The sequence below is a fragment of the Sharpea porci genome (assembly GCF_009695655.1).
GTDB classification, from domain to species: Bacteria; Bacillota_I; Bacilli_A; order Erysipelotrichales; family Coprobacillaceae; genus Sharpea; species Sharpea porci.
The window spans coordinates 1-12,971 of record NZ_VUNM01000026.1 but is presented as its reverse complement, the minus strand read 5'-3'; the positions used below and the strand labels follow the sequence as shown (position 1 = coordinate 12,971).

Genomic DNA, 12,971 nt, shown 5'->3' with positions numbered 1-12,971 from the left:
ACCAAGGTGTAAGCGTAAACAGTTTTTTGTGCATTTTTTCAAAGAAAAATATTCATGAAAAGAAGAAAAAATTTGTTTTTAAACGAAAAAATAGACTCATAGAGTCTATTCATGTTCAACCTGATCTAATGGGAATGAAGGCATTAATTCAAGTTTATGTAAATTGATCTTATGTAAATGATCAATTCTTGTCTTTGTCTTTGCATCTTCACATTCACCAGTTAGGACATAGTGATCAAGAGTGGCATAAGTGAAGCCAAGCTTATCTTCATCCGTCTTGCCAGATAAGCCATCACTTGGTGCTTTTTTGACAAGCTTTTCAGGTAAATGAAGCACTTCGCCAATCTGATACACTTCTTCAACAAGAAGATTAGCGAGTGGTGAGAAGTCACCTGCTGCATCACCATATTTCGTCGAATAGCCAACATAGTCTTCTGAACGGTTGCATGTATTGACAACACGACCACCATGTGGAAGCATCTGACCTACGGCATAAAGTGTTGCCATACGTAAACGAGGTGGCAAATTGACTCTTGTATCCGTAGAAAGCTGATCAAGACCAGTGATTGCCTTGAGTTCATCACTTCCTTCAAGCATATCAGCCATGCCTTTAAAAGCCCCTTCAATATTTAATATAGCATGTGGCAAGTCCAATAGTTTAACAAGTAATTTAGCGTCATCAATATCTTTCTGTTCACCATTAGGCATCAGTATGGCAACAATACGATCTTTACCAAGTGCTTCTTTCAATAAAGCAGCACAAACACCACTATCCTTGCCCCCACTAATACCAATGACAGCCGAGCATTCTGGCCCATTCTTTTCAAAATAATCTCTAATCCAAGCTACAATTTCATTCTTTGTCTTTTCAGGATTCTTCAACATAATACATATCCTCCATATGTGTCCCATTATAGGCTCAATTCTTTATCAAAGCAATAAATTTTTATTATACAATAAAGACTCTCCCACAAGTCTGGCATGTATAACTGCCATCACTATTTTCAACGACATCCACACTGCCACAATCTGGACAGATGATCGTATTTTCGAGAAAAAAGTTACCGGCTGACATATCATCAGGAAAGTTAATATCATTTTCTTCAAGCACATCCAGTGCTTCGATAAAAGAATGACATTTTCTTATTTTGTGTTTCATTTCCGGGCTAAGTGTTTCATATAAGTCTTTAAGTTCCATATTTCTTCCTTCGCTTCTTATATTTTTTAATAAAATGATTCCCGCTTTCATTATAGCCTTTTTCCATTAAAACGAAAAGAAAAAGCCTGGATATGACCAGACTTAAAATAATAATCCAATTGTATGCACGACAAACGCACAAATATAGGCAACCACACACTGGAAAATGACAATAAAGCCAGCCCAGCGTCCACCTAGTTCACGTTTAATACTTGCGATAGCGGCTACACAAGGCGTATAAAGCAGACAGAAGACAAGCAAGCTTGCTGCGCCTAGTGTTGTCAATGTTGACATAAGATGAGCTGTGCTACCAAAAAGAACAGTCAATGTGGATACAACAGATTCTTTTGCCATAAAGCCAGTAATTAAAGCGGATGTAATGCGCCAGTCACCAAAGCCAAGAGGCTTGAAGATAGGGGCAATAAAGCTTGCACAATAGGCCAGGATGGAGTCATCAGGATTTTTGACAAGCTGTAAATGTAAACCAAAGTTCTGTAAGAACCAGATGATAATTGAAGCGACAAAGATAATTGTAAAGGCACGTTGAATAAAGTCTTTTGATTTTTCCCATAGAAGTTGTAGAACATTACGTGCACTAGGCAAACGGTAGTTAGGCAATTCCATGACGAAAGGTACTGCCTCACCCTTAAAGAAAGTATTCTTGCTTAAGAGTGCTGTCAATATTCCTACCGCAATACCCATAAAATACAATAATACCATGACAAGAGCACCCCTCTTTGGGAAGAAAGCTGCAGTAAAGAAGGCATAGATTGGTAGTTTGGCAGTACAGCTCATAAAAGGTACAAGCATGATGGTCATCTTTCTATCACGCTCACTTGGCAGAGTACGCGAACTCATGACTGCTGGTACTGAACAACCAAATCCCATCAACATTGGCACAACACTTCGTCCTGACAAGCCTATTTTTCTTAAGAGCTTATCCATGACAAAGGCAATACGAGCCATATATCCTGTATCCTCTAATAATGAGAGGAAGAAGAAAAGCAAAACAATTAAAGGCAAGAAGCTCAAGACTGAACCAACGCCCGTGAAAATACCATTAATGACAAGAGACTGCAGAACTTCGTTGACCCCGCCAGCCTTCATAGCTATGGCAACAATATGAGTCAGCTGATCAATCCCATTCGCAATCAAATCCTGGAAATAAGCACCAACAAGGTTGAATGTCAGATAGAAAATAATCGCCATAATAATGATAAAGGCTGGTACAGCTGTATATTTTCCTGTAAGAATAGTATCAATTTTACGGCTACGTTCATGTTCTTTGCTTTCTTTTGGCTTAATAACAGTTGCTGCTACACATTTTTCAATAAAGGCAAAGCGCATATCTGCAATTGCTGCTGCACGGTCAAGATGACGTTCTTTTTCCATTTGTGAAATGATGGCTTCAATGGTCTTCTTTTCTTGATCATCAAGATTAAGTGCACCAAGAACGACTTCATCACCTTCAATAAGCTTACTTGCCGCAAAACGAATAGGAATTTGTGCTTCATCAGCATGATCCTGAATTAAATGCATGATGGCATGAAGGGCACGATGGACAGCTCCCCCATGATCATTTTCATCACAAAAATCATAACGTGTAGGTGTTTCTTGATATTTCGCAACATGTAAGGCATGACGCACCAATTCATCAATCCCTTCATTCTTAGCCGCTGAAATAGGGACAACTGGTACACCAAGCATAGCTTCAAGCTTATTAATCTTAATACTGCCACCATTACCCTGGACTTCATCCATCATATTTAAGGCAACTACCATAGGTTTATTAAGTTCAATAAGCTGCATCGTTAAATAAAGATTTCTTTCAATATTCGTTGCATCAACAATATTAATAATACCCATTGGCTTTTCATTAAGAATGAATTGTCTTGAAACAATTTCTTCAGCACTATAAGGGGACATGGAATAAATGCCAGGTAAATCCGTAATCAATGTATCAGGATGACCTTTGATAGCCCCACTCTTGCGATCAACAGTCACTCCTGGGAAATTGCCGACATGCTGATTAGAGCCTGTTAGCTGATTGAAGAGGGTTGTCTTGCCACAGTTCTGATTACCAGCTAAAGCGAAAGTGAGTGTTGTTCCTTCAGGTAAGGGATGCGCATTCTTGTCATCATGATAAATACCATCTTCACCTAGTCCTGGATGATGATCAAAGGGTGAATTGGAAGCATCAAGATATGGCCGATCAAGATGATCAGGCGCATCACTTTCTTCATGAAGTGGTTGATCGGTAATTTCAATTTGTTTGGCTTCATTCAGACGTAATGTCAGTTCATAACCATGAATACGTAGTTCCATTGGATCTCCCATAGGAGCATATTTCACTAATGTAACCTTCGCACCAGGTATCACACCCATATCTAGGAAATGCTGGCGTAATTCTCCTTCTCCGCCAACCGTCTTGACATAAGCCGATTCATTAAGATTGAGGTCTTTGAGTGTTTTCATTATTGTTCGCCTCGCAATTCTTGAACTCTGGTTTGTATTCTTCTAAATGTATCATTGGAGATATCATGTTCGATGGCACAAGCCTCTTCTTCTGCCTGATGCTCATCAACGCCTAATTCCATCAAGGCATTTTTGAAGAACAGATGACGTTCATAGACATGCATTGCTGCCTTCATGCCAGCATCACTCAAGATAATATCTCTTCCTTCTTTTCTTAAATAGCCTTTCTCTTCTAGCTTACTTAAAGCAACAGAAACTGAAGACTTACGGTGCTGTAGATGGTTGACGATGTCAATAGAATGACATACACCTTTTTCTTTTGTAATCATAAGGACTGATTCAAGATAATCTTCTTCTGATTCAGTCAAATGTCTTTCTTCCATACACATTCCCCTTTCAAAACATAGTCACATTATAACCATTTGGTTAGTTAACGTCAACTAACATGTAATATCCTTGATTATATGTAATCACATCGATTACATAACATATACAAAAGATATATTTATATTCTAATTTTCATATAAGTTAGGGCTTCCTAACTATCTTATTGACAGTCTTGAAGTCTTCTTGTATAGTCTTGTTTATCAATCGGTTAGGTATTTCTAACCAAGAAAGAGAAGGAACAATATGAACAAGACATTGATGAAAACATTCACTACTTTGACAGTTTTAGCACTGCTTTCAGGTTGTGCTACAACAACCAAAGCTGATACGAATGTGCAAAAGACCGTTGAAATCACCGATGCCAAAGGAAAGGTCAAAGTGCCTTTTAAGCCAAATCGTGTCGTAGCGCTCGATAATCGTACTTTTGAGACGCGTGACGAGTGGAAGATTGAACTAGCCGCAGCACCTAAACCACTTATGCCCAAATCCCTATCGTATACAAAAAATGAGAAGGTTATAGATATTGGTAATCATCGTGAGCCTAATTTAGAAGCCATTGCCCAGGTTAATCCTGATTTAGTTATTGTAGGCCAGAGATTCGCAAGTTATTATGATCAGATCAAAAAACTTGTCCCTCAAGCTGCAGTGATTTCACTTGACGTGACTGTTGATGAAAGTGCGAAAGAACCAGACAAGGCATTAGTCAATGGCCTTAAAAACAATACAACAATTCTTGGGACAATCTTTGATAAAGAAAAAGAAGCCAAAAAACTAAATAGTCAGTTTGACGCGCCTATCAAAAAAGCGAAAAGCCATTATGATCCATCAAAGAGTGTGATGTCATTAACGACAACTGGTGGGGAGATCACTTATGTTGCCCCACATTATGGACGCGTATAGGGTCCACTTTATGACATCTTTAACTGGAAGAGCGCTTTAACTGTCGATCAGTCAACATCAACCGATAAAGGTGATGATGTCTCAGTTGAAGCCATTGCCAAAAGTAACCCTGACTATATTGTTGTATTAGATCGTGATGCGGCTATTTCCACTGACAGTGATCAAGCTTCAGATATCATTGCCAAGGCCTCTGCCCTGCAGAATGTCAAAGCTGTCAAAAACAATGCCATTGTCTATGCCCCAAATGACACTTATACAAATGAAAGCATACAAACCTATATCAAAATCATGAACAAGCTTGATACTCTCTTTACTAAGAAGTAAGTAGGCTGGAAAGGAACTTTCTATGCGTAAAAAAAATACCAGCTTTGCATACTTGTAGTAATCGTTTTATTATTGGCGATGATTTCCCTTCACGTTGGTGTCTATGACATCTATAAAGATGATGGTGGCATGAAGATGCTTTTCCTGACAAGAATTCCCCGGACGATTGCCCTCCTTCTTACTGGTGCGGCGATGTCCATCAGTGGGCTAGTCATGCAGACATTGACCCAAAATAAGATGGTTGAGCCAACAACAACCGGAACAATCGAATGGGCATCACTAGGCTTATTGCTTGTTTCTGTGATTTTCCCTGCCCCAACAATCACTATGAAGATTATTGCCTGTATTGTATTTTCCTTTGTTGGGACAATGATATTCTTTGTCCTGCTTTCAAGAATTAGGCTGAAGTCAAGTATGCTTGTGCCTATTATTGGGATGATGATGAGTGCTGTGATATCGGCCTTCGTAAATTTCCTTGCGTTAGAGTTTCAGGCTTCCCAGATTGTTTCGAACTGGTTTGTAGGGAGTTTTTCAGGTATCCAGAAAGGTCGTTATGAATATTTATTCTTGATTATCATCATGACATTTCTTATTTACCTCTATGCCAATAAGCTCGCCGTTGCCTCACTTGGTAAGGATATCGCAAAGACATTAGGGGTGAACTACAATCGTGTAGTGCTTATAGGTACAGCTTTCATTTCTCTAACAGTTGGTATTGTGGCTGCTGTTATTGGCAATTTACCTTTTCTAGATTTGATTGTTCCTAACTTGATTTCTCTTATTCGTGGTGATCACTTAAAAGAGAATCTACCCTATGTTGCTTTAGCGGGCATGGCAACGATAACCCTATGTGATATTCTCTCACGCATACTCATTGCCCCTTTTGAAGTCCCTGTATCGCTTATTCTTGGTACAGTGGGTTGCATTGTTTTTATGATGATTCTTTTAAGAGAAAGGAAGCGTGGAACTCATGGAGCGTAGTACACAAGCATTTCCAACAAGACAGTCATTACGCCACTATCATATGTCGATGATTATTATGAGTATATTATCTATACTCTTTACACTTGGCCTCATTCTCTATAAAAATCCTGTTTCCCCCTCATCCCCTGCTTTCATGCCGATTGTTTTAAGACGGGGCGTGGCAATTATTGCCATGTTGTTAGCGGCATTTGCGAATACAACCGCAACACTCACCTTCCAGTCACTCACCAACAATCGCATCATCACCCCTTCCTTACTTGGCTTTGATGCCCTTTATGGATTAATTCAGACTCTAATGGTTATGATATTAGGTGTTGATACCTTTAGTTCTTCTCATAATCTTGTCACTTTTATTTTGGAGATTATTTTGATGATGGCTTTATCTTTGTCAATCTATGGCACACTTCTTAAAGACAGCCAGAAAGATATGCAATATGTTCTATTGATTGGCATTATTCTTGGCACTGGATTACGCGCCATTTCTTCATTTTTCAACAAGCTACTTTCCCCTAGTGAATTTGATGTCCTGCAGGCAAAAATGTTTGGTTCTGTTAATAATTCGAAATCAGAATATTTCCTTATTGCCATTCCCATCATCTTCTTATCCGTCATCATTCTCTTAAGACTTTCCAAAAAACTCAACATCATCACATTAGGCAAAGATATCAGCAGTGTCCTTGGGATCAACCATCGCTTCTACTCTCTCTTACTGCTTTCCATTATTTCCCTCTTAATGGCTGTTTCGACAGCCATGCTTGGATTACTTACTTTCTATGGCTTTCTCGTTGTGACTTTCACATATGAAATTGTTGGGACATCGGATCATCAATATACCTATCCCTTTGCGATTCTATTCGCCTATCTAGTCATCACAGCGAGTTACTTCTTTATGTATCACATCTTTAATGCTCAGGGTGTGGTTTCTATTATTATTGAACTTGTTGGTGGTATTGTCTTTATCATCATGATGCTAAGAAAACATCGAGGAGAATAGTATGATTGAATTAAGAAATGTCTCAAAAACCTATGCGACAAAAACAAAGATTGGACCCCTTTCCTTAACGTTTCCAAAAGGTGGGCTGACAAGCATTATTGGCCCCAATGGTGCAGGCAAGAGTACAACCTTACATATGATTGGCAGATTGCTTGGGATGGATGAGGGTGAGATTGAGATTGCAGGCATGGATGTCGTCAAAAGTCATAGTGAGGATCTTGCGAAAATCATGACGATATTAAGATAGGAAAATCATTTTGTGACAAAGCTCACTGTCCGTCAGCTTGTCTCTTTTGGCCGTTATCCTTATAGTAAAGGGCGTCTCAGTGCAGAAGATGAAAAAATTATTTCACGCTATATCGATTTCTTTGCCTTAAAGGAATTAGAAAATCGCTATCTTGAAGAGCTTTCGGGTGGCCAGCGTCAACGTGCTTATGTCGCCATGGTTCTTACTCAGGATACGGATTATATTCTTCTTGATGAACCACTGAATAATCTTGATGTCGCAAGGTCAGTCGATATGATGAAACTTTTACGTAAGGTCTGTGACCAGTTTGTTAAGACGATTATTGCGGTAATGCATGATATCAATTTCTCAGCCCAATATTCTGATTATATATGTTGTATGAAAGATGGCAAGATTGTTGCTTATGGTGACATTGATGAAATCATGAATGGTCAACTGCTAACTGAAATCTATGAAACACCCATTGACATCATGCTGACACCACGTGGGAAATATGCGATTTATTAATAGAACGGGTACTATATTTAATGATATAGTACCCTTTTGTTTACAAAAAAGAGGCAGTTAGACTGCCTCTGTCATCGTTACAACATCCTAGGAATTTACCTTATGACCATATTGAAATAAGTTAACCAAGAGATGGTCTATTAGCTTAGATATGACTTAATAGCTTGTCATCAAGAATTTCAGAAGTCATTTCGTCTTCAAATACTTGTTGTGTTAACTTCTTAAGTAACTTAATGACTTCTGGTGTATAAAAGACTTTCACTTTGGCATAAAGTGAGCAAGGTACACCATGAACTATACGTATATTATTGATGCCTTCACGAATACCATTTGCCATTGTCACAAGTTTCTGTGGTGACAAATAGCTTGTCGTAATCGCAAAACATCCAGTATCTAAATAAGCAATTGCTGCTCGCACATTCGCAACTTGAGCAATTACTTCATAACATTCACGTGTGACTTCATGCATAATTTCACGATCGAAATTCTTTCCAATTCTCAATAGTTCAGGTATTCTCACAAAAATCACGCCAAAACTCTTTTGATTAAGTTCAAAATCATTCTTAAAAGCAATTAAGTCGTCAATAAAATGCGAAGTGCTCATAGTTGCTAAAAGTTTATCTGGATCATTTCTAAGACTTTCTCCATCTAATAGATCCTGATCGAGGAAGCAGCCCATTAAGCCAGAAATCTGACCCTTTTGGTATGTTGGCCATTTTGAGGCATAAATTTCATGGCTGACACCATGCACAATGCATTGACCTGGCATATTGTAATAGGATTTACCTGTTTTGAGCACGTTCTCTTCAATAACTCTGTAGTTTTCATTATTGGGATGCCATTTCATATCCTCATCTGTTTTTCCAATGAGTTCTTCTTCTGAACTAAAACCATAAAATTCTAAGAATGCCTTGCTTACGCCAATAAAACGACGTTGATTATCTTTCCAGAATAAGGGAATAGGACAATGATGAATAAGATCTTTAAAATAGTCTGCATCCACCTTAAATGATTGAAGAGCATCCGTCATCTTGCTTTCATCAAACATCTCCTGATTACCAATCATCTTTACATCATCCATTATCCGAATCACATAGAGAATACGCATTTCATGACTATTAGGAATCAATAGAATGAGATGGGTCATCCAGACAAAATGTCCTAAATAATCTTGTGTACGGAAGGCTTCAACGATTTCTCCATTTTTTGAATCCTTCAAGCGTTTGATTAAAGAAGCTGGATTAATGAATGTATGGTATCGTTGTTCATCTTCTGAAAAGATTTTTGGCAATGTATTAGCATATTGTCCCTGCTTGTTGAGAAGTGGGACAGCATCACTTTGGGCCATCGAGCTATTAGTGAAAAGTACACTTGTCATCATCATTGTCTGTGGGTCAATACTATAAATATAGCGGTAGAAATAACTTAAATTGAGAAGCATGTCTGTTTTGAGATTCATCTCGTCATTCCAATCACCATAAGCATAGATATTGGCGACAATTAAAGAAGTCCCATCGTATTGACCAAGTAAATGATAGCTGAGTAAACGTTCTTTATTATTGAATGGGATGATCATCTTTCCTGTATTTCTTGACATATTCGTCATTTTCGCAGCTTTTATCAATTCCCGACCAATAACATTATTCTGATTATTAATACTGTTTTCAATCTCAGTACTATCTACAAAGCCATCTCTATGCATGATAGCTTTGAGCTGTTCATTCACAAATAGAATATGAACTTTCCCCTCTCGATATTCCGTAACCACCAATGGAATATCAGACATGAAATTGACTTGTGACAGCTGATCATAACAAACTTTCTGCTTTGCCCCTTCAACACTAAGACCTTTTTCATGACATGCTTTCATTAAATCCTCAAAAGGCATTGGTTGACCAAAATAATAGCCCTGCATCTTTTCACAGCCACATTTCTTTAAGAATTCAACCTGCTCTGCTGTCTCTACCCCTTCTGCTAAGCTTCTGATTCCAATATTCTTATCCATATTGATAATAGAAGCAATAATATCACGAGAACGGGAAGAATCTTGGTGCAAGAAGACCATATCAAGCTTTAAAACATCAAATGTATAGTCTTTTAATAAATTAAGCGTTGAATAGCCACTACCAAAGTCATCCATCCAAATTTCATAACCCGCTTCCTGGAAGGACTGGAGCGTTTGGAGAATATGATTTTCTTTGGAAGTCATAATGCTTTCCGTAATTTCTATATGAAGCATACGACGTGGCACATCATATTCCATAACTAGTGCTTCAATCTCCCGGAAAATATCACAATAGAGGAAGTCAAGACGTGATAAATTAATTGAAACAGGAATTTCCGCAATCCCCAAACGATAACGCTGGGCAATCTGCATAATGACTTTTTTAATCACATAGAGGTCAAGATGCCATATCATACGCGACTCTTCCAAAGCTGGAATAAATGATATAGGTGGAAGTAAGCCGCGCTCAGGATCCTGCCAGCGTGCTAATGCCTCCATGCCACATATTTTATTGGATAATGTACGCACAATTGGCTGATAATAAACAACAATCCAGTCATTTTTAATTGCATCATATAAATGTGAGACAACATAGGCTGACATTTCTAGCTTTTCACCTGTCTCTTTGGAATAGTACGCATAAAAATGACCCACATTATCACGACTTTCATCATTCGCAATACGTGCACAATTACACACCTTTTCAGCAGAATAGGTATAATCATCCCAGACACAAATGCCAATACTGCAATCAATATTATCTGGGAATAATGTCTTGATAATAGTATGTGCTTTTCTTACCCGTTCATCTAATTGAATCGTATTGGTCAAGATCGCAAAACGGTCACTTTCCAAGTGCGAGATAATATCATGAGGGAAACATTTTTTAAGATCATTCGCCATCTTCACTAAATACTGATCACCTGCGTTAATACCATAACGTATATTTAGTGTTTTAAAATTCATTAAATCAAAGTAGAGAACAGCAAGTTCACCATCTTTTCCTACATTACGCTCTTCTTTACGCTTTTCACTGATGAGCTTAAAGAATGTATGCATTGTAGGAAGGCCTGTCAAAGCATCAAGAGTCTTTTCTTCATTTTGGCTATTTTTCTCTTTATGCTCTCTATCTGATAAAGGAATAGAGCCAACAATCTGGCCAACACCTTTATGCTTTGCTTCATAAAGATAATGATCTGCTTTATTAATAAGTGTGGTGATTGTCTCTATCTGGCTAACGAAGTCACCATAATAGCCAATACTGCAGCTCATATGAAGATCGTTATGATCTGCTAAAGTCTGACTTAATTGGTATAACTTGGTACGAAAGATGTTGGTTTCTTCGTTAAAAGCAATCATGAGGAACTCATCGCCACCATAGCGATAGCCAATTTCATGATCTTCATTGAATACTTTTTTAAGATCCTGACTAAATACAGTCAAAACCTCATCGCCTTTACTATGACCATAATGATCATTGTAGCTTTTAAAGTAATCAATATCGATTAATGCGACACATAAGTGCTTATTAATAAAGGTTGGAAAATCTTCACGTAAGGCATAACGATTGAGGAGTTGTGTAAGCTCGTCGTGACGACTATCTTGATAAAACTGATCCTTTTCTTTGATCATTGCTTGTCTGTTACGCTCTTCTCTTACAATACTTACTAATCTTGCATAATTCACAAACAAACAGATACCTTGCATAGCGATAATATCGAGAATATCCTGCCAGGCAATGGGATAATTTGCGATCCCAAGAACACATATCATGGCTATTAAGTTAATAAAGATATTACGAATAAAAACAGGTATTGTCGCTAAAGGAATCAAATTAATGATCAATGTCACTAAAATATATTCAAAAAAGAAACTACTACTTCTCTGGGTCGTATAGAATGTTAAGTTCGCAATAATCATATTACAAGCCAAGAACCATTTCATCACCCTACCAGCTCGTTTGACTCTTGTTTTGTCATAAGAATTCAGTTCATGAATTAACAACAATATAAAGAACAAGTTGATAAAAAATGCCAACAAATAAACAAACGTAGCATTAATGATTGGCAAGACAAATCCTGATGCAAAAGGACTAAAAGCTCCTACCATCCCAATAAAGAAAATAATACAAAGAATCAATGCTGCCGTAATACAAAGAGAAAGATCATAGCGATAGAATTCCATTCTTATAGCTGGTTCTTTCATGGACACAACGATTTCCTGCTTTCCATATATCATTTCAAGTTCTTGTAGAGCCTTCTTTAAACTTAGCTTCATGTTTATTTTCCCTCCTCATATAGTAAAAGGTCATTTTCTAATGTGATAATCATGTTCCCTAAGTCTTATCCTAAAGAATATTATATGTCATACTAGAATATATATGAATACTTTCTATGTTTTTATGTGACTTATATCCTGCAAAAAATGAACATTCCTAAACAATATCGCCATCAGATAGAAGTTAATCATAGTTTTAGGCAATTATACACAATTTATCCTGAATTCTCAAATAGTATCAAAGGAAAGTAAGATCGACAAGAACGATTGTTTTAATCAAGCAAATCTTGCTTTCAATAAAAAATGATAGCAATGAGTGTGGTCATTACTATCATTTACCAAATGTCGCCGTAAAGCCCCTTGCTTTATCAATGGGGATATAAGGCGACAATTATCTTGCTGAAAGTTATCTAAACCCTTTTGTATTAGATAGGTAAGAGTGGTATAATATCTATATGAAATACAAATCTAATCGCAATGTAGTCTATTCCTGCAAATACCATGTGGTATGGTGTCCTAAGTATCGACGTTCCGTTTTAATAGACGGTGTTGATGTTCGTCTAAAGGAGCTGATTAAAGAAACATGCGACCAACTTAATGTCGAAATTATTGAAATGGAAATCATGCCAGACCATGTACACTTGCTTATGGAAGTAGACCCACAGCTCGGAGT

The 12,971-nt window shown here is 37.6% G+C and carries 8 protein-coding genes and 2 pseudogenes; 5 read left to right on the top strand and 5 right to left on the bottom strand.

Going from position 1 to position 12,971, the window contains the following annotated elements:
- Nucleotides 1-105: 105 nt before the first annotated feature.
- The 4 genes from nadE to FYJ79_RS09750 all read right to left on the bottom strand — a co-directional run bounded on the left by nadE (nt 106) and on the right by FYJ79_RS09750 (nt 4,056).
- Nucleotides 106-885, bottom strand: coding sequence for an NAD(+) synthase (nadE, locus tag FYJ79_RS09765; RefSeq protein ID WP_154517560.1), 780 nt, complete (start codon nt 883-885; stop codon nt 106-108).
- A 64-nt stretch (nt 886-949) separates the two neighbouring features.
- Complete coding sequence (locus FYJ79_RS09760) at nt 950-1,198, bottom strand: hypothetical protein (protein WP_154517557.1); 249 nt, start codon at nt 1,196-1,198, stop codon at nt 950-952.
- Nucleotides 1,199-1,300: 102 nt separating this feature from the next.
- Nucleotides 1,301-3,673: a ferrous iron transport protein B gene (gene feoB / locus FYJ79_RS09755; RefSeq protein WP_154517554.1), complete on the bottom strand. Its 2,373-nt coding sequence runs from the start codon at nt 3,671-3,673 to the stop codon at nt 1,301-1,303.
- A complete protein-coding gene (locus tag FYJ79_RS09750) occupies nt 3,673-4,056 on the bottom strand; it encodes a metal-dependent transcriptional regulator (RefSeq protein ID WP_195837067.1) in 384 nt (127 codons plus the stop codon). Before FYJ79_RS09750 ends, feoB begins: the two co-directional genes overlap by 1 nt.
- A gap of 247 nt (nt 4,057-4,303) precedes the next feature.
- Between FYJ79_RS09750 and FYJ79_RS09745 the strand changes: the two are divergent.
- From FYJ79_RS09745 to FYJ79_RS09730, 4 genes and pseudogenes are all read left to right on the top strand, one after another.
- Nucleotides 4,304-5,284: pseudogene (locus FYJ79_RS09745) on the top strand (siderophore ABC transporter substrate-binding protein).
- Nucleotides 5,285-5,332: 48 nt separating this feature from the next.
- The gene (locus tag FYJ79_RS09740) at nt 5,333-6,265 is read left to right on the top strand and encodes an ABC transporter permease (protein ID WP_326803744.1); all 933 of its coding nucleotides are present in this window, start codon (nt 5,333-5,335) and stop codon (nt 6,263-6,265) included.
- Nucleotides 6,255-7,262, top strand: coding sequence for an iron chelate uptake ABC transporter family permease subunit (locus FYJ79_RS09735; RefSeq protein ID WP_154517545.1), 1,008 nt, complete (start codon nt 6,255-6,257; stop codon nt 7,260-7,262). Before FYJ79_RS09740 ends, FYJ79_RS09735 begins: the two co-directional genes overlap by 11 nt.
- 1 nt (nt 7,263) lies before the next feature.
- A pseudogene (locus tag FYJ79_RS09730) lies at nt 7,264-8,016 on the top strand (iron ABC transporter ATP-binding protein).
- 145 nt (nt 8,017-8,161) lie between these two features.
- Here the strand turns inward: FYJ79_RS09730 and FYJ79_RS09725 are convergent.
- Nucleotides 8,162-12,298, bottom strand: a complete 4,137-nt coding sequence (locus FYJ79_RS09725) for an EAL domain-containing protein (RefSeq protein WP_154517542.1) — start codon at nt 12,296-12,298, stop codon at nt 8,162-8,164.
- 455 nt (nt 12,299-12,753) lie between these two features.
- Here FYJ79_RS09725 and tnpA point away from each other — a divergent pair.
- A partial coding sequence (tnpA, locus tag FYJ79_RS09720) for an IS200/IS605 family transposase (RefSeq protein WP_154517539.1) occupies nt 12,754-12,971 on the top strand: 218 nt, incomplete at its 3' end.

Excerpts from the sequence above, each read along its gene's own strand:
- nadE (WP_154517560.1), bottom strand. The coding sequence starts at position 885 with ATGTTGAAGAATCCTGAAAAGACAAAGAATGAAATTGTAGCTTGGATT.
- FYJ79_RS09760 (WP_154517557.1), bottom strand. The coding sequence starts at position 1,198 with ATGGAACTTAAAGACTTATATGAAACACTTAGCCCGGAAATGAAACAC.
- feoB (WP_154517554.1), bottom strand. The coding sequence starts at position 3,673 with ATGAAAACACTCAAAGACCTCAATCTTAATGAATCGGCTTATGTCAAG.
- FYJ79_RS09750 (WP_195837067.1), bottom strand. The coding sequence starts at position 4,056 with ATGGAAGAAAGACATTTGACTGAATCAGAAGAAGATTATCTTGAATCA.
- FYJ79_RS09735 (WP_154517545.1), top strand. The coding sequence starts at position 6,255 with ATGGAGCGTAGTACACAAGCATTTCCAACAAGACAGTCATTACGCCAC.
- FYJ79_RS09725 (WP_154517542.1), bottom strand. The coding sequence starts at position 12,298 with ATGAAGCTAAGTTTAAAGAAGGCTCTACAAGAACTTGAAATGATATAT.